At 53.2% G+C, this 18799-nt stretch carries 16 protein-coding genes; 15 read left to right on the forward strand and 1 reads right to left on the reverse strand.

The window, feature by feature from the left end; translation table 11 throughout:
* Positions 1-2 precede the first annotated feature (2 nt).
* The 15 genes from holB (at position 3) to ACFO3I_RS15785 (ending at position 17606) form a co-directional block, all read left to right on the forward strand.
* Positions 3-902: a DNA polymerase III subunit delta' gene (gene holB, locus ACFO3I_RS15715; protein ID WP_377335555.1), complete on the forward strand. Its 900-nt coding sequence runs from the start codon at positions 3-5 to the stop codon at positions 900-902.
* 10 nt (positions 903-912) lie between these two features.
* Positions 913-1239, forward strand: coding sequence for a PilZ domain-containing protein (locus ACFO3I_RS15720; protein WP_377335557.1), 327 nt, complete (start codon positions 913-915; stop codon positions 1237-1239).
* A 15-nt stretch (positions 1240-1254) separates the two neighbouring features.
* Positions 1255-2037 (forward strand): TatD family hydrolase, encoded by a 783-nt coding sequence (locus ACFO3I_RS15725; protein ID WP_377335559.1) that lies wholly within the window; start codon positions 1255-1257, stop codon positions 2035-2037.
* 543 nt (positions 2038-2580) lie between these two features.
* A complete protein-coding gene (locus ACFO3I_RS15730) occupies positions 2581-3267 on the forward strand; it encodes a GntR family transcriptional regulator (protein WP_377335561.1) in 687 nt (228 codons plus the stop codon).
* Positions 3260-4150, forward strand: coding sequence for a methylisocitrate lyase (prpB, locus tag ACFO3I_RS15735; protein ID WP_377335563.1), 891 nt, complete (start codon positions 3260-3262; stop codon positions 4148-4150). The genes ACFO3I_RS15730 and prpB overlap by 8 nt, the downstream gene beginning before the upstream one ends.
* A gap of 37 nt (positions 4151-4187) precedes the next feature.
* Positions 4188-5318, forward strand: a complete 1131-nt coding sequence (prpC, locus tag ACFO3I_RS15740; protein WP_377335565.1) for a bifunctional 2-methylcitrate synthase/citrate synthase — start codon at positions 4188-4190, stop codon at positions 5316-5318.
* A 64-nt stretch (positions 5319-5382) separates the two neighbouring features.
* Positions 5383-7968: a Fe/S-dependent 2-methylisocitrate dehydratase AcnD gene (acnD, locus tag ACFO3I_RS15745; RefSeq protein WP_377335567.1), complete on the forward strand. Its 2586-nt coding sequence runs from the start codon at positions 5383-5385 to the stop codon at positions 7966-7968.
* A 191-nt stretch (positions 7969-8159) separates the two neighbouring features.
* Positions 8160-9347: a 2-methylaconitate cis-trans isomerase PrpF gene (gene prpF, locus ACFO3I_RS15750; protein ID WP_377335569.1), complete on the forward strand. Its 1188-nt coding sequence runs from the start codon at positions 8160-8162 to the stop codon at positions 9345-9347.
* A 108-nt stretch (positions 9348-9455) separates the two neighbouring features.
* The gene (locus ACFO3I_RS15755) at positions 9456-9836 is read left to right on the forward strand and encodes a hypothetical protein (RefSeq protein WP_377335571.1); all 381 of its coding nucleotides are present in this window, start codon (positions 9456-9458) and stop codon (positions 9834-9836) included.
* A 59-nt stretch (positions 9837-9895) separates the two neighbouring features.
* Positions 9896-10396, forward strand: a complete 501-nt coding sequence (locus ACFO3I_RS15760) for a GNAT family N-acetyltransferase (protein ID WP_377335573.1) — start codon at positions 9896-9898, stop codon at positions 10394-10396.
* A gap of 341 nt (positions 10397-10737) precedes the next feature.
* Positions 10738-13518 (forward strand): TonB-dependent receptor, encoded by a 2781-nt coding sequence (locus ACFO3I_RS15765; RefSeq protein ID WP_377335575.1) that lies wholly within the window; start codon positions 10738-10740, stop codon positions 13516-13518.
* An 80-nt stretch (positions 13519-13598) separates the two neighbouring features.
* A complete protein-coding gene (locus tag ACFO3I_RS15770; protein WP_377335577.1) occupies positions 13599-15602 on the forward strand; it encodes a metallophosphoesterase in 2004 nt (667 codons plus the stop codon).
* Positions 15603-15657: 55 nt separating this feature from the next.
* Positions 15658-15945: a Rho-binding antiterminator gene (locus ACFO3I_RS15775; RefSeq protein WP_377335579.1), complete on the forward strand. Its 288-nt coding sequence runs from the start codon at positions 15658-15660 to the stop codon at positions 15943-15945.
* 92 nt (positions 15946-16037) lie between these two features.
* Positions 16038-16478: a hypothetical protein gene (locus tag ACFO3I_RS15780; RefSeq protein WP_377335581.1), complete on the forward strand. Its 441-nt coding sequence runs from the start codon at positions 16038-16040 to the stop codon at positions 16476-16478.
* 66 nt (positions 16479-16544) lie between these two features.
* Positions 16545-17606 (forward strand): alpha/beta hydrolase, encoded by a 1062-nt coding sequence (locus ACFO3I_RS15785; protein WP_377335583.1) that lies wholly within the window; start codon positions 16545-16547, stop codon positions 17604-17606.
* A gap of 23 nt (positions 17607-17629) precedes the next feature.
* Here the strand turns inward: ACFO3I_RS15785 and ACFO3I_RS15790 are convergent, their stop codons facing one another.
* Positions 17630-18778 (reverse strand): MFS transporter, encoded by a 1149-nt coding sequence (locus tag ACFO3I_RS15790; RefSeq protein WP_377335585.1) that lies wholly within the window; start codon positions 18776-18778, stop codon positions 17630-17632.
* Positions 18779-18799: the final 21 nt, after the last annotated feature.

Below are 18799 nucleotides of genomic sequence, written 5' to 3' on the forward strand. Positions count from 1 at the left end.
GGGTGAACGACCAACCCTGGCTGAACCCTCTGTCTTCACAACTTCGTCTGCTGGCCGCTCAGCAGCAGTTGCCGCATGCCTTGTTGCTCAGCGGTGCTCGGGGTACAGGCAAACAGCCATTGGCGTCGGAGCTGGCTGGTTATTTGCTTTGCCGTCAGCCGGCTGCTGATCAGGCCTGTGGTCAATGCAAAAGTTGCTTGTTGTTTAAAGCCGGCCATCACCCGGATCTCTGGACCTCACCTGCCGAGCAACACACTGGGGTCGATGCGATACGACAGCTCACCCAATTTATGCAAGGCGCGGCGCAGCAGGGCGGTCAAAAGATTGCCATTTTGCGTGACGTGGAACTGATGTCGGAAGCGGCGGCCAATGCGTTATTGAAAACGCTGGAAGAGCCACCTCAGAATAGTTTTTTGCTGCTGCTCTGTGCGCATCCGGCGCAGTTGTTACCGACTATCCGCAGCCGCTGCCAGCAGTGGTCAGTGGCACCGGCCTTTGGTGATGAAGTCCGGTTGTGGCTGGAACGGCATAGTAGCCGCCCGGTACCGGATTTTTTACTGGACTACACTGGAGGAGCGCCGTTATTAGCGCTGGAGCTGTTGGAAACCGATAAAGCCGCGGCTATTTCTGCTCAGTTGCTGATGCTGGAACAGTACGTGGCGCAGAAGCTCGATCTCTACCATCTGTTGCAGGCGTTGCCTGATGATGAGCAGTTACCGATGACGCTGAACTGGTTTATCAAACAGCAACTTTGGCAGCGAGCTTCGTCATTACAGGCGAAACAGTTGCAACTGGTCAGTAAATTACAGCAATGGCAGAAAGACAGGGCGCTGGTGGCGGGCCAGAACAGCCAGCTTAATCTGGCCGCGTTACTGTTGTCGATCCGGGCTGCCCTGGTCTAGCGGAGGACCTATGGAAGAGCTGCATCTTGATTTTGCCGATTTAAAAGAGCTGTACCGCTGTTATATGCCGGCGATGAAAAATGGGGCTTTGTTTGTCCGTACAGCCCGGCCTTACAAAATGGGGCATTCGCTGGCATTGCGGGTGACTTTGCCTGATGCGCTGGATGCGTTGCCTGTCAGTGGCAAGGTGGTGTGGATCACACCGCAAAATGCACACAGTGCGCAACCTGCAGGCATAGGAGTTGTGTTTATTGACGATAAATACCAGCTGCAGGATAAAATTGAGAAGTTGTTAAGCGGTATGCTGGAGTCACATGAGTCCACATACAGCCTTTAAGAGTGGAGAGACTGTTTGTTTGTAGATTCACATTGCCATTTAGACCGTCTGGAATGGGATAAACTGGCGCTTAGTTTAGATGACGTCGTGGCCCAGGCAACAGCGGCAAAAGTGGAACATATGCTGTGCGTTTCGGTGTCGTTGGCTGAATTCCCGGCCATGAAACAACTGGTCGCGAAGTACCCCAATGTATCGGTGTCCTGTGGTGAGCATCCGCTGCATCAGACTGATGCGGTCGACCCGGCGTTATTGCTGCGGTTATGCCAGGACCCCGCAGTGGTGGCTGTGGGGGAGACGGGGCTGGATTACTTCTACAATCCGGATTCCAAACTGGCGCAACAACAAGCCTTCGTCAGTCATATCGATGTTGCCCGTCAGCTGGCTAAGCCTCTGATTGTGCACACCCGCGATGCCAGAGCCGATACCCTGAACTTGCTGCGCAGTCACCATGCCGAGCAATGCGGCGGTGTGCTGCATTGCTTTACAGAAGACTGGGACACCGCAAAAGCGGCGTTGGATTTAGGTTTTTATATTTCGTTGTCCGGCATTGTCACCTTCCGTAATGCCGACCCACTGCGTGACGTGGCGAAAAAAGTACCGGCCGATCGCTTACTGATAGAAACTGATTCGCCTTATTTAGCACCTGTGCCTTATCGTGGTAAAACCAACCAGCCTGCTTATGTCAGTGCGGTGGCGGCCTGTATTGCTGAGCAGCGTGGCGTCAACATAGAAACTCTGGCTGCTCAGACCTCTGAAAACTTCTACCGGCTTTTCTCTCAGGTGAAAGCTCAGGCTTAACTCGCTGAAATTTGAGGAAAAGGAGCCCAGAATCAAGGGATTCATTCTGGGCTTAGGGGAATGGCTCATCTAAATGAGCCGTGCGCTATAGGGGACAACAATGAGGTGGAACTTCGTAACGCTCACTTGATTTTCAGTGTAGCCAACGAATATTAAATTTTCCTGTCAGGGCCAAAAGCGCCATTTCGTTGTTTTCATTGCAATAGCACTCTTTATGCATAATTTATCCCTGTGTTACCCCCAGCTTATCCACACCCAAGCGCAGAGCCTGCCTGAGTTGTACGGAGTTTTTCTGCTTCAGTGACAACAGTTTGATAGACGTATCAGTTTTAACGAATCTATTGTTTTAGATAAAAATAATCTAATAAAAACTGTAAAACCTTAACTCATCCCATTCTTTCTTCACTAAAACACCTTGTTCTGTACTGCAAACTGGACAATGTATAAATTGATTTATGTCGACATAACGATCTAAATCAGGCTTGACTAAGCCATTTAATTGGCGAAAAATGCATTCAATATAAATATTATGTCGACAATCTGATGTTAAACCCTTATCTGAAAGATGCCGTGACTGCCGCCGACCGGGTGCTGCTGGAGATCCAGCGGGCCATTGTCGAAGGTGAAATTCCGGCTGGCGCCAAAATCAGTGAACCTGAACTGGCGAAACGCTTTGATTTAAGCCGGGCGCCGCTGCGTGAGGCCCTGGCCCGCTTAGAGCGCTGTCATTTAATCGAGCGCACGCCTAACGCTGGTGCCCGGGTGGTCAAGCTATCTGTCGACGGATTGCGCTCCTTGTACCAACTGCGTGAAGAGCTGGAAGGGCTGGCTTGTCGTCTGGCGGCTGAGCATATGACAGAACTGGAAATTCAGCAGGTACGTGAGCTGCTGGATCAGCATTTGTCGACACAACGGGTGCGTGAAGGCGAAAGCTATTATCAGGAAGCTGGTGATGTCGACTTTCATTACCGTGTCATCCTCGGCAGTAAAAATTCCTACCTGATCAATATTCTGTGTGACGAGCTGTATTACCTGGTGCGGATGTACCGGGTGCAGATGGGGATGAACGGGCCGCGGGTATCGCGGGCTTTTGACGAACACAAGGCTATTCTCAATGCCATTGCCTGCCGTGACGGCGAGCTGGCGGACTTACTGATGCGGCGCCATATCGCGGCGTCAAGACGAAATATAGAACATCACTTACTTCAACGGGGAAACACAAATGGCTAATTTAACCAGCCCAGGCGCCAAGCTGCGCCAGGCGATAGCGCAGCATGCGCCACTGCAACTGGTCGGCACTATTAACGCTTACACTGCCATGATGGCCGAACGTGTTGGCCACAAAGCCTTGTATTTGTCAGGTGCTGGCGTGGCGAACGCTTCCTTCGGTTTACCGGATTTAGGCATGACCTCGTTAAATGACGTCTGTGAAGACATTCGCCGCATTACTGGGGCCACCGACTTGCCGTTATTGGTCGACGCCGACACCGGCTGGGGCGGGGCTTTTAACATTGCCCGTACTGTCAAAGAAATGACCCGTGCTGGTGCCGCTGGTTTTCATATTGAAGATCAGGTAATGCAAAAACGCTGCGGCCACAGACCGAACAAAGAAATTGTGTCGCAGGACGAAATGGTGGACCGCGTCAAAGCAGCGGTGGACGCCCGTACCGACGAGCAGTTTTTTATTATGGCGCGCACCGATGCGCTGCAACAGCAAGGTTTAGAGGCCGCCATTGAACGTGCTCAAGCCTGTGTGACAGCTGGTGCTGACGCCATTTTCGCCGAAGCTGTGCATACGCTGGAACAGTACCAGGCCTTTACCAAAGCCCTGTCGGTACCTGTGCTGGCCAATATCACCGAATTTGGCCAGACCCCTTTGTACAACAAAGATGAGCTGGCCGCAGTGGGTGTGAAGATGGTGCTGTACCCGCTGTCCGCCTTCCGTGCCATGAACAAAGCCGCCCTGAATGTGTACGAGTCAATTCTGGCCAATGGCGACCAAAAAGCTGTGGTCGACAGCATGCAAACCCGCGTTGAGCTTTACGATTTCCTCAATTACCACAGCTATGAGCAGAAGCTGGATTCATTGTTCGCTCAGGGCAAAAACAAATAATAAAACCAATTTCAAATCAACTGGATGGAGAAGACAAATGGCAGCAGCAAAAGAATTAACAGGCGCAGGCCTGCGGGGCCAAATCGCGGGTAAAACCGCGTTATCCACAGTAGGCAAAACGGGTTCAGGCCTGACGTATCGTGGTTACGATGTGAAAGACTTAGCGGCTAATTGCAGTTTTGAAGAAGTGGCACACCTGATTTTAAAAGGTGAATTACCAACCGATGCAGAATTAACGGCCTATAAAGCGCGCTTAAAAGCGATGCGCAGCTTACCGACTGCATTAAAAGAAGTGCTGGAGCGTATTCCTGCGACCGCGCACCCGATGGACGTGATGCGCACTGGCTGCTCTATGTTGGGCAACCTGGAAACTGAGCAGAGTTTTGCCCAGCAGCAAGATGCCACAGACCGCTTGCTGGCGATTTTCCCAGGCCTGATTAACTACTGGTACAACTACAGCCACCATGGCAAACGCATTGAGGTGGAAACTGCAGCAGATTCTATTGCCGAGCAGTTTCTCTGGACCTTACACGACAAAAAACCAGAAGCGCTGCATGTAGAAGTGATGCAAGCCTCGTTAATTCTGTACGCAGAGCATGAATTTAACGCTTCCACCTTTACCGCCCGGGTCTGCGCATCGACGTTGTCGGATATGCATTCCTGCATCACAGGTGCCATTGGCTCGTTGCGTGGTCCACTGCACGGTGGTGCCAACGAAGCGGCGATGGAGCTGATTGAAAAGATGGACAACCCGGACCATGCCGAAGCGACCTTATTGGGCATGCTGGAGCGCAAAGAAAAAATTATGGGTTTTGGTCATGCCATCTATTCAGAATCAGACCCACGTAACGCCGTGATTAAAGCCTGGTCAGAAAAACTGGCGCAGGCCAATGGCGATACCAATTTGTATGACATCTCGGTGCGCTGTGAAGCTGTGATGTGGCGTGAGAAAAAGCTGTTCTGTAACGCCGATTTCTTCCACGCATCGGCGTACAACTACATGGGGATCCCAACGAAGTTGTTTACACCAATTTTTGTCTGTTCACGTTTAACCGGCTGGGCCGCCCATGTGATGGAGCAGCGTGCCGACAACCGCATTATCCGGCCAAGTGCAGATTATGTTGGGGTAGAACCAAGAACAGTCAAACCTCTGGCTGAACGTGGCTGAGTGGCTGCACCCTAAAGACTATTAAAGCAGCAGCGGCCCCGGCCGCTGTTTTTGGATGGACAAGATGAACACTAATTTTCGTAAAACTCTGGCCGACACTGGCCTGGAGTATTTTGATGCCGCCCAAGCGGTGAACCAACTCAAAGCCGGTGCTTGGGCGACTTTACCGTACACCTCACGCGTACATGCGGAAAACCTGGTGCGCCGCGCCGACCCAGCCCAGCTGAATGATTACTTATGGCAGCTGATTGACCGCAAGCAAGAGCTGGATTTTCCCTGGTTTCCGGCTCGGGTGGTTTGCCACGATATTTTAGGCCAGACCGCTTTGGTGGATTTAGCTGGTTTACGTGACGCCATTGCCAGCAAAGGTGGCGACCCGGCGTTGGTGAACCCAGTGGTGCCGACTCAGCTGATTGTTGACCACTCGTTAGCTGTAGAGCACGCCGGTTTTGAAAAAGATGCCTTTGAGAAAAACCGCGCCATTGAAGACAGACGCAACGATGACCGCTTTCACTTTATTAACTGGACCAAAACCGCGTTTAAAAACGTCGATGTGATCCCGCCGGGCAACGGCATTATGCACCAGATCAACCTCGAGCGGATGTCACCTGTGATCCATGCCATCGACGGAGTCGCTTATCCGGACACCCTGGTCGGCACCGACAGCCACACCCCGCATGTCGATGCACTGGGGGTCATTGCTATTGGTGTTGGTGGCCTGGAAGCAGAAAACGTCATGCTGGGCCGCGCCAGCTGGATGCGTCTGCCGGATATTATTGGTGTGGAGCTGACCGGTAAACTGCAGCCGGGCATTATGGCCACCGATTTAGTGCTGGCGCTGACCGAATTTTTACGTAAAGAGAAAGTGGTGTCGGCTTATCTGGAGTTCTTCGGCTCTGGGGTCGCTCACTTATCTTTGGGCGATCGCGCTACCATCTCCAATATGACGCCAGAATACGGCGCCACCGCTGCGATGTTCTCGATTGACCAGCAAACACTGGACTACCTGACGCTGACCGGCCGCGACGCCAGGCAAGTGAAGCTGGTGGAAACCTACGCCAAAACGCTGGGGTTATGGGCGGACGATTTAGCCACTGCAGAGTACGAGCGGGTACTGAAGTTTGACCTGTCGACTGTGGTACGTAATATGGCGGGCCCGTCGAACCCGCACAAACGCGTGGCGACAGCTGACTTGAATAAAGCTGGTATTGCCACTGGTTTTACCGCACCTGCAGATGGTCAGATGCCGGATGGCGCTGTAATTATTGCTGCCATTACCAGCTGCACCAACACCAGTAACCCGCGCAATGTGATTGCGGCTGGCTTATTGGCACGAAACGCCAACAAGCTGGGTTTAAACCGCAAGCCATGGGTGAAAACCTCGTTAGCCCCTGGCTCCAAAGCCGTTCAATTGTATCTGGAAGAAGCGGCACTGCTGAGCGAACTGGAGCAACTTGGTTTTGGTATTGTGGCTTTTGCCTGTACCACCTGTAATGGCATGAGCGGTGCGCTCGACCCAGTTATTCAGCAGGAAATTATCGACCGTGATTTGTATGCTACGGCTGTTCTGTCGGGTAACCGTAACTTTGACGGCCGTATTCACCCTTATGCCAAGCAGGCGTTTTTAGCGTCCCCTGCGTTGGTGGTGGCTTATGCCATTGCCGGCACAGTACGTTTTGATATCGAAAAAGACGTGCTGGGTTACCACAATGGTGCGCCGGTCACGTTAAAAGATATCTGGCCAACGGACGCTGAAATTGACGCCGTGGTGGCGCAAAGTGTGAAACCTGAACAGTTCCGCAAAGTGTACGAGCCGATGTTCAGCCTGAATGTGGATTACGGCACCAATGTCGACCCACTGTACGACTGGCGGCCACAAAGTACCTATATTCGCCGCCCTCCTTATTGGGAAGGTGCATTGGCGGGTGAGCGCAGTTTAAGCGGTCTGCGGCCATTGGCGGTGCTGGGTGACAACATTACTACCGACCACTTATCGCCTTCCAACGCCATTTTGCTCGACAGCGCGGCGGGTGAATACCTGGCGAAAATGGGTTTACCAGAAGAAGACTTTAACTCTTACGCCACGCATCGCGGTGACCACTTAACAGCGCAGCGCGCAACCTTCGCTAACCCGAAGCTGCTGAACGAAATGGTGGTGGTCGACGGCAAAGTACAACAGGGCTCGTTAGCCCGGGTAGAGCCGGAAGGCAAAGTCACGCGGATGTGGGAAGCCATTGAAACCTACATGGAACGCAAACAGCCGCTAATCATCATTGCTGGTGCCGACTATGGCCAGGGCTCTAGCCGCGACTGGGCCGCCAAAGGTGTGCGCCTGGCCGGCGTGGAAGTGATTGTGGCTGAAGGTTTTGAGCGTATTCACCGCACTAACCTGATTGGTATGGGGGTGATGCCGCTGGAGTTTAAAGCTGGCGTCAACCGTCTGACTCTCGGCATTGATGGCACTGAAACCTTTGATGTCAAAGGCGAGCCACTGCCACGCTGCACCCTGACACTGGTGATCAACCGTGCCAATGGTGAACAGCTTGAAGTGCCGGTGACCTGCCGTTTAGACACGGCCGAAGAAGTGTCGATTTACGCCGCCGGTGGTGTGTTACAGCGTTTTGCCAAAGACTTTTTAGGCGAAGCCTGACAGGGAAATGAAGGGGGCAGGCTTGATCTTGCCCCGTTGTATTGATGGTAGGGGCGCTGCTTGCTGCGCCCGCGTCTGCATCATGAATTCGCGGCGAAAAAATGTGATTTTTTCTTGCTCGCAGGCATTTTCATGCCTGGCGTTAGTTTGAACTAACGCAGAGGTTCCGCTTTGTTCTTTTGGGAGGTTCTATGTTTAAACCACAACTTAAAATCCCTGCCACCTATATGCGTGGCGGAACCTCGAAAGGGGTGTTTTTTCGGCTGCAGGATTTACCTGAAGCGGCACAGCAGCCCGGTCAGGCGCGTGACCAGTTGTTATTGCGGGTGATTGGTAGCCCTGACCCTTACGCCAAACAAATTGACGGTATGGGCGGCGCCACCTCCAGCACCAGCAAAACGGTGATTGTCAGCAAAAGCACTCAGCCCGGCCATCAGGTGGATTATCTGTTTGGTCAGGTCTCTATTGATAAAGCCTTTGTTGATTGGTCCGGCAACTGTGGCAATTTGTCGGCCGCCGTTGGCTCCTTTGCCATTCAGTCTGGTCTGATTGATGTCACCACTTTGCCCGCCAATGGGTTGGCGACTGTGCATATTTGGCAGGTTAATATTCAAAAGACCATAGTGGCTCATATTCCAATGCGGGATGGTCAGGTGCAGGAAATGGGCGATTTTGAGCTGGATGGCGTCACCTTCCCGGCCGCTGAAGTCCAGCTGGAGTTTGTCGACCCGGCAGACGATGACTGCGAAGGCGGCGGTTCCATGTTTCCAACCGGGAATCTGGTCGATATGCTAGCCGTGCCGGACCTTGGCACTTTCCCGGCAACCTTTATTAACGCTGGTATTCCGACCATTTTCGTGAATGCGGCGGATATTGGCTACACAGGCACTGAACTGCAGGATGACATCAATAGTGATGCGGCCGCGTTAGCGCGCTTTGAAAAAATCCGTGCTTATGGCGCTTTGCAAATGGGCCTGATCAACGACCTGAGCGAAGCGCAAAGCCGCCAGCACACACCAAAAATTGCTTTTGTGGCCCCAGCGCAAAGTTACACGGCTTCCAGTGGCAAAGCGGTCGACAGCGCCGACGTGGATTTACTGGTGCGGGCTTTGTCTATGGGTAAACTGCACCACGCCATGATGGGTACCTGTGCAGTGGCTATTGGTACCGCAGCGGCTATTCCCGGTACGCTGGTTAATCTGGCGGCCGGTGGCGGTGCGCGTACTGCAGTGCGCTTTGGCCATCCATCCGGCACCTTACGCGTCGGCGCGCAAGCACAGTTGCACGACGGCAGCTGGACTGTGACCAAAGCCATCATGAGCCGCAGTGCCAGAGTGTTGATGGAAGGATGGGTGAGGGTGCCAGCCGAAACCTGCTGAGTCGGCTGGTATGGCACCAAAAGCTGTTTGATAAAATCGGTAGATTGCAAATCAACAGCTCTGCTTGTAGATTAGGATGCGTATCGGATTTATCAGTTGGAGTGGAATGTGAAAAAGTTGCTTGTTACGCTGTTTGCTTCTGTTGTGGCGACAGCTCCTGTCAGTGCGGAGACCCAGGATTACCAGTTATTGACGGTTGCCGGTTACCTGAATTTTTATTTGCTGAATATCAACGCTTGTCAGGACTATCACCCTGTCGTGCGTCAAGAGGCTTATCTGGCTGAAGCCCAGCTGTACCCATGGCTGGAAAAACTGGAACAAAAATTGGGTGACAACAAAGCAACTGTGGCTGCAGTGGTGCAAAGCCGGCGTGAAGCGCTGAATCAGCAAATTGCTGAAGGTGAGTTTTCCGCTGATCATTGCCGTGCTGTAGTGAAGTTATTATCTGGCGACGGTCTGGATAAAACCCTGCTGCAAATTCTGAACTGAGTTCTTTTGAAGGCGGTATTGTTTTAACATGCCGCCCTGTTTTTCTTTCGGTAGTCGTCATGGAACTGCGTGCGTTAACCCCCGCTGATTTAACCGCTTTATTAGACTTACAAGGCCAATGTTATCCGGCTGCACTGAATGAAAGTGCTGCAGTGATGGGCAAGCGCCTTGAAGGCTTTGCGTCCACCTGCTGGGGGGCTTTTAGTGGTCAGCACATGCAGGCTTATTTGCTGACCTATCCATCCCTGCTTGGCAAGATCAGTGCGTTGGGAGCAGATTTCAGCAGTTGCGTTAAGCCCGATGCCTTGTATCTGCATGATATGGCGGTGTCGTCTGCAAGCCGTGGTGCAGGTCTGGCGGCAAAGCTGTTGCTGCAGGCTGAGCTGTACGCCCGGCACCACCAATTGAGCTATTTGACGCTGGTTGCAGTGCAAGGGGCTGAAGGCTACTGGCAGAAACAGGGGTTTGTTGCTGCTGCGTCGCTGACCGCAACGCAGCAGCGGCAACTGGCCAGCTATTTACCTGAAACTGCGTTTTATATGCACAAGGCAATTCAATAGTTCCGGCCGTCCATCGTAAAAAACCGGCGGTTAAACGCCTGTGCAACAGAACGACTGCTCCTTTGTTCGCTCACCAACGCCAGATCAAATTTGTCTGCTGCTTGTTTGGTTTTGTTGTGTAAGGTTATGAAAGTATTTGCGTTTATTTGTATTAAAGACGCCAACCATTCAGACAAAACCAGCCGGCTGGCCGCTTTTCTATCGGCCGCAGCCAGAGTTTCTGGTTAACAAATGCAATAAAACCATCATATTAGCGCTGTAACCTCGCCCGTCATCAAAAGCAGGGCCCCATCCGGTCTTGCGATAGAGCTCCAACGATGTCTGATGTGAAGGGAACCTTGATGAACGCGCATTTACACCAAAACCGGCAACAATTTCCAAAGCGGACTGTGATTAGCCTGGCGGTTGGCCAGATCCTGCTTGGTTTGCTGAGCAGTCCGGTGCTGGCTCAATCTGCACCTGCAGCAGAACAAAAAGTCGAAGTGATTGCTGTGAAAGGCTCATACAGCAAGAGTCTGGAACGTGCTGTGGATATGAAGCAGCAGAATATTGGCTTCTCTGATTCGATTGTGGCGACCGATATTGCTGATTTCCCGGAGCAAAACCTGGCGGAAGCGCTGCAGCGTATGCCGGGTGTGACCATTGAACGCAGCAAGGGCCTGGGCAGTAAAGTGAATGTCCGCTCTTTACCTTCTGAATTTACTCATGTGTCCATCAACAACCTGGCGACGGCGTCCGGCAGTGGTGGCCGTGACGTTGAGTTTGATATTTTCGCCTCTGAAATTATTCAAAGCGTCACAGTGCAAAAATCACCGACGGCCGCCGATGAAGAAGGTGGCATTGCTGGGTCTGTGTTAATTGGTACCGCCAAACCTTTTGACTTCAGCGAAGGCCAGCTGGTGCTGTCGGCTGAAGGCGCTCACAACTCTATTTCTGAAGAAGTGGACCCTAAGTTCTCGTTGATGGCCAGTGAAACCTTTGGCGACTGGGGCGCACTGGTGTCGTTTTCTAAAGCCGAACGTACCAATAGAACTGACTCCAACTCGGGCATTAATTTCCGTCCTATGGGCCGCTTCCTGGAAGCCTCAGGTACGCGTTCTGCACAAGCGGCCGCCGTACTGGCGCGTGATGCAGGCATTATCGTGCAGGATCGCATGGATAAAGACGAAACCAGCCGTATTATTTTCCAGGACAAAGTTGGCGATCGCGCTTACTTAAATGAACAGGATAAATGGGGCGCCACCGCGTCTGTGCAGTACAAGCCAAGCTCTGAATTCAGCCTGACGCTGGATGCCATGCTGGGCCGCTATGACAGCACCGAAGATGAATACGATGCGGCGGCCTATTCAGCGTCCAGCAAAAGTACGCTGGAGACCATTCACTCTTATGACGACACCACCCTGGCTGAATACGGCGTGGTGGTGTTAACGGACGTGTCTTACACCGCAACTCAGCATGAGTTTCTGAGCAAAGAACGTATTAACGAAACCGAATACAACCAGTACAGCGCAACGCTGGACTGGCAGCTCAATGGCTGGGACATCAAAGGCCTGCTGGGTTATTCGGGCGCCGATAAAACGGCCGACTACAGCAACCTGAAACACGTCGCTTACGCACCTTCGCGTACCCGCTGGACTGCAACGGGTGGCGAGACCATTCAGAGTGCGAACCCGGCCACCATCGATATGTACAATGCGCCAGACAAGTACCTGTTTGAAGCCTATGAGACGGAGTTGGAGCAGGTGTCGGATGATAAATACGCCGCGCAGCTGGATTTCAAGCGGGATATTGACTGGTCGGCTTTCAGCGCGCTGAGCTCAGTAGAGTTTGGGGCCCGTTACACCGATAAGTCAAAAGAGCGTCAGTTTGGTGCCATTAAAATTCAGGGGCCATCCGCTGGTGATACCTCCTGGGTGAATAAACGCACATTGCAGGACAGCGAGCTGGGCTATATCACCGACATCGTGCCTGGTGGTGCTTACCGTCCTAAAGATTTGAACTGGATGCAGGTGTCAAATGACTATGCCCGCCGTACCTTCCGTTACGATGGCTTTTACACACCGTTCCAGGTCGACCAGTTCTACCGCGTCGATGAAACCGTGACTGCACTGTACGCCATGGCAAACTTCGATTTCGAACTGGCGTCTTTACCTGCCAAGCTGAATACCGGGGTGCGCGCCGTGGATACGGACGTCACGTCTTTTGGTTACCACCCAATTCAAAATGAAGATGGCAGCACAGGCTACACCAAAGATCCGGTGTCCAAAGACGGCAATTACAAAGATCTGTTGCCAAGCTTCAACCTGACCGTTGAGCTGGCAGACGGCGTGATTTGGCGCACTGCGGCCTCAGAAACTTTGATGCGTCCAGCCTTAACCGACATCGCCTACAAACGCAGTGTCAGCTGGAACGAATTCCGCTTTAAAGACGGTAACCCGGACCTGCAGCCGACCCAGGCCAAACAATGGGAAACCGGCGTTGAATGGTATATGGAAAACGGCGGTATTCTGGCCGCGTCCTATTTCTGGAAAAACATTGAAGGTGTAGTGCGTGAAGCGCTGACCGGCGTGGTTGAAAATGTCGAAAAGCGCAATGCCGACGGTTCGCTGGACGGTTACTACGATTTTGATGTCTACCAGCCGGTTAATGCCGATGGCTCTTACAAAGTGACAGGTCTGGAGCTGATTGCTCAATTGCCACTGGATGCGCTGAGCCCGGCGCTGGAAGGTTTTGGTATTAACAGCAACTACACCATGCTGGACAACTCACTGACAGGTTCGTCGACCCTAGGCATTCCAACACCACCGGAAGGCCTGGCAGACAAGACCTATAACTTTACGCTGTACTACGAAAACGACAGCTTTGACGCGCGTTTGTCCTACAACTACAAGGATAAATACGTCGAATATATTCACCTGAACATGTATCCGGTGTACCGTGATGCTTATGGCCAGACGGATTTATCCATCAGCTACCAGCTGACGGACAATGTCCGTGTCAGTCTGAAGGGCATCAATATTACCGATGAAGAAACTTCAGGTTACACGCTGACGCCGGCTTTCCCGGTGATGTACGAGTTCTCAGGCCGTCGTTACAGCCTGGGTTTAAGAGCCGATTTTTAAGCTCGTTATGCACTAGAGCACCTATCAGTGCTCTGGGCCACAGCACTGCTGTGGCCTTTTTATTTGAGGGACAGGATCCAATGACGTTCTCTGGTTCTTTTCGTTTAAGTGCTCTGGCGCTGATGCTGACCGCCAGCCTGACCAGCTTCAGCAGTGCCGCCAATACTGTATCTACGCAGCAGCCACTGCAGGTTGCCTTTATGCCAGATGCGCATTTTCACGATGTGTACGCCAAATTCACCGACCACAGCTTTCGCGGGATCCAGGATGAGCAGAGCGGCCAGTTCGCCACTATCCGCACCATGGCTGCGCAGCTGCATTCGACCCGGCTATTTAACGAAAACTACTTTGCGCTGAAAGCGGCACTTGATGATGCCGCCCGACGTCAGGTCAAGCTGGTGGTGTTGCCGGGAGACTTTAGTGATGACGGTCAGCCGGTGCATTTGCGTGGCCTGAAGCAACTGTTGCAGCAGTACGAACAGCAGCATGGCATGAAGTTTTTCCTGACACTGGGCAATCATGATCCAGTGCGGCCTTTTGCCAGTGCTGGAGGTAAAGATGATTTTCTCGGCAGTGACGCCAGGCCGCAGCCGATTTACAGCCCGGATTCTGCAGAGTGTCAGTCTGCCAGTAAACCGGCACGACTGATCTGTTCGGCGGAACTGGGTCATCTGGGCTACAGCGGTGTGCTGGAGCTGCTGGGCAACTATGGGTTTTACCCGTCCAGCTCGGATCTGTATTGGGAGAGCCCTTACAGCCAGGGTGACCAGCAGCCTTATCAATACAGCACCGCCAAAACCCAGAGTGCATTGCAACACCGTCAGTACCAGGTTTGTGCCAACCAAAGTAGTGCTAATCAACGCAGTGATGCATCAGTCTGTGAGCTTGTGCCGGATGCCAGTTACCTGGTGGAGCCTGTGCCTGGCCTTTGGCTACTGGCAATTGACGCCAATATCTACACCCCCAGTCTGAAAGACGGCACCTTGGTGTATGCGGGCTCAGGCAATGCCGGGTACAACGAGTTGCTCAGCTATAAGCCGCAGTTAGTGCCGTGGATCCGCTCCGTGGTCAGTCGCGCCAAAGCGCAAGGCAAAACGCTGCTGAGCTTCAGTCATTTCCCGATGGCAGAGTTTTATCAGGGCCAAAGTGCGGCTATCGAACAGTTGTTCGGTGAGGCCAAAGGCCAGTTAAGCCGGGTGCCGCTGGCGCCAACCAGTGCCTTGTTGGCCGACACCGGGTTACGACTGCATGTGGCTGGTCATATGCATTTAAACAACACGGCGGCGGTGCCCGCCAAAGACGGTGGCCAGCTGGTGAATATTCAGGCGCCGTCATTAGCGGCTTATGTGCCGGCCTATAAACTGCTGACACTGGCAGGCGCAGGTAAAGCGCAGGTGGATACTATAGTGCTGCAGCAGGTGCCAGACTTTTCGGCGTTGTTTGGTTTTTATCAGCGCGAATGGCAGCAACTGAAGCAGCATGGCGAACCGCTGTGGGATATCGGACTGTTACAGGCCAAGAACTACCGTGACTTTACCAAAGGCCATTTGCAGGAATTAACCCGGCTGCGCTTTTTGCCACAGGACTGGCCAGAGCAACTCAGAACCTTATTGCTGCAACTGAATGCTGGCCAAATGCTGCTGTTGGCGTCAGAGCCCGGCGAGCTCAGTCTGGCAGACTACCTGAACAATCCTGCGACCTTAACCGCGTTATTGCAACAACCGGCGTATCAGGCACGGGCCAGGCTGTTGCAGCAACAAGCCAGTGCAGCAGGGCAAGACTGGGCCGAACTCAGCCAGATCTCCGGTTTTGAGGTGGCGGTAGATTTTTACCGGCTGCAAAATGCCGGCGATCTGGCGATTGCCGATATTGGTGAGCGTCGTCTGGCGCGGTACCGCTGGCTGGCTGAACAATTGGGGGCTGCCCCGACGGTGGTCAGCCGCGACTGGCAACAGCTTAGCCTGCAACACTACAGTCAGCAGCATTTTGCCTTGTTGTTTGCCATTTTAAATGGCTTTCAGCACGGCTTGCCCAATCGCCACTTCAGCGTAGATTTGCAAAGCGGCGCTTTGCTGAAGGACTAGACTGCAAGGGCAGGGGGTGCTCCCTGCCCACAGCAACTGACCAAAGGAGGCCGCCGTGAGCCAAAACATCAACCCAGCTATTCTCGCCTGCGATCTGCACGACCATATTGAAATTATCTGTATGCGCCGCTACCCGGTAGAGCTGCATCTGCTGGACGGCACTGTGCTGACCGGCATTGCAGCCGACACCCGCAGCAGCGGCGGGCAAGAGTTCCTTCAGCTGGAATCGCAGGGGCAGCTACAACAAATCCCACTGCTGCAGATTGAACGCATCCACATACTTGATAACCAGGCTCCATTACAGGATATCTGGTTGCAGCAGGGCGGCAGCTGCGCTTTGTAGCGCCTGTGGCCACAAAGCACACTAAGGCAGCTACCGGTCCACATTGCCCTTTGCTACAGTGGCGACTCATGTGACTTCTCAGGAAACTATCAATGAAATTAACCCTATGGGCGCTACTGCTTGCGGTGGTGTTACTGCAAGGCTGTGGCAAAACGCCGGATGATCAACAGATGCAGCAACTGCTTGAGCAGCGTTTTTTCGGGCCAGTGCCCAAAGAGTGGATTGCGGTCAGCCAGGTACAGGTGCTGAAGGTAACGGACCTGGATGAGCAAACTAAAGAAGTGGAAGTCAGTTATCTGGTGGAGCAGTTGCTGGATCAGCAGGGGCTGGAACAGGATTTAACCAGCCGTTTTAAACTGGATGAGTCGCTAAAAAATGCCGCGCAAGGCCAGCAGCAGCTGGCGCAAATGCAGCAGTTCAGCATAGAAATTGGCGAAACCCGCTATGGCGAACGGCTGAAAAAAGTGGCCCGATACCAGTTACAGCTGGACCCGGCCAGCAAGCAGTGGCAGATTAGTCAGTACCTGCCGTAGAGCAGTCTGCCATAACGGCATATCGATAATTTCACATCGACCACTTCATTTCGACAAGGGGATCCTATGCAGCATTTTTTTGTGAAGAATCAACGTAGCGCCGCTCAGATTTTACGCCACTGGTTGGTGCTGCCCGCTATGCTGGCGTTGCTAAGCCTGAGCGGCACCGCGCTGGCACAAGAAGTTGTCACCCTGGCCAAAGACAAAGTCTGGACCAAGGCCGGTCAGACCGAGCTGAAACTGGATATTTATAAAGCGGTCAGTACCCAAGACAAAGCACCAGTGCTGATTATTTACCACGGCGGTGGCTGGCTGGTGAACACCAAAAGCATTATGGATTCCACCGCCCAGTACCTGGCTGGTCACAGCGGATTACTGGTGGTGAACACCGATTACCGTTTGCTGAGCGCCGATGGCAACAGCACCACCATGAATCAGACTGTCGAAGATGCCTTAGGGGCTGTGGCCTGGGTGAAGCAGCATATTGCTGAGTACGGCGGCGACCCGTCCCGTATTGCAGTGACAGGTGATAGTGCAGGTGGTCATCTGGCGGCGATGGTGGTGCTTTCTGCCGACAAGTTGTCGCAGCAGGGCTTCAGCAAAGGTCCTACCGGCTATAAACCAAGCTACATTCCTGATGGAAAAACGGCGGAGCAGCTGGATGTAACAGTGCAGGCTGCGGTGATTAGCTACGGAGCGCTGGATTTAAGCTCGCCAGGTTTTGCCAACTTTGAAACCGCCGAAAATTGCTTTTGGAAATGGGGCAACGCGGAACCTCGTGGCATTTTTGGTCCTGCCATCAGCCGGGCGAAAAACCCGGAGTACTACGCCGCTTTGTCACCCGTCAGCCTGATCCCAGACGCCAAAGTACGCCAGCTGCCTGCGCAGTTTGTCCATGTCGGCAGCAAAGACCAGCTGACCACGCCTGAGCTTGCCAGCAGTTATGTCGACAAACTGCACGCTGCCGGCCAGCAAGCTGAGCTGAAGATTTACCCGGGTTACAATCATGCGTACCTCGACAATGGTTGTAACGAGTTCCTTGGCCATTGTTTTGACCGCGATGCGCCTGTGGTTCTGAACGACATGATTGCCTTTTTGCAACGTGAATTGGCCGTTAAACCTCAGTAGCGCGACGACGGTGGGCGGGTCGCTCAGACCCGCACTTTGGTTGATAATAGCGTCGCCAGTGCTATCAAGGCGGCAATGCAGTATAAAGCCACAGGCAGGGTAAAGTACTGAGCCAGCGCGCCAACACTGGCAGGCCCGGCCAATACGCCGATATAGCCCAGGGTGGTGACTGCCGGTACAGCAATGGCTTGCGGCATCACGGTTTGTTTACCCGTAGCAGAGAACATCACCGGCACAATATTGGCACAGCCAAGACCAACCAGGGCATAGCCCAGCAGCGCCACAGGTATTGAGCTGGTGCTGATTGCCAGCACCAGACCTGCACTTGCGACCAGCCCACCCACAGTCATCACCAGGCGCGCACCCAAATGAGAAATCAGCCAGTCACCGGTTAAGCGGCCAAAGGTCATGGTAACAGAGAAGCAGAACAAACCAAGCGCCGCACTGCTTTGCGCCAGACCGCGGTATTCGGTGAGGTAAACGCCGCTCCAGTCCAGCACTGTGCCTTCGGCCAGGAACAACGAGAAGCAAATCAGACCAATCAGCAGCACAGTGCCTTTAGGCCAGGCAAAAGAGCGGCCTTCTTTTGGGTTGGCATAGGGCAGCAGGCCCCGATGGTTGGCCAGCAGTAACAGAATGATCAGCACGGTGAAATTGACGCAGGCGATAAAGGCATTCAGTCCCAGCGATAATTGCAGTGCCATTAAGCCTGCGCCTGCAATACCGCCCAGACTATAAAAACCATGAAAGCCAGACATCAGCGCCTTGTCGGCTTGTTTTTCCACCAAAATAGCCTGCACGTTCATCACACAATCTGTGGCGCCAATGCCGATACCAAAACCTATCAGCAGCACGGCTAGCAGCCAGACTGAGCTGACTAACGGGATCAACGGCAGCAGCAGCGCAAACAGGGCGGTGCTGGCTAAAAGCAGAGTTTTACAGCCATAACGGCTGCTCAGTGCACCAGCGCCAGGCATAGACGCCAGCGCGCCAATCCCGAGGCACAACAGCAACAGGCCTAAGGTGCCTTCGCTGACCGCGGTATTGGCTTTGACTAACGGAATAATGGCGGCCCAGGCGGCGGTGGCAAAGCCTGAGCAGAAGAACAAAATACGGGTGGCCAGTACAGTGCGCTGTTGCTGGTCGTGAGCTGGAGTTGGAACTATCTGCATAAAAGGTCCTGTTTAATCAAT

The sequence above is a fragment of the Rheinheimera marina genome, assembly GCF_042654345.1.
Lineage (GTDB): Bacteria > Pseudomonadota > Gammaproteobacteria > Enterobacterales > Alteromonadaceae > Pararheinheimera > Pararheinheimera marina.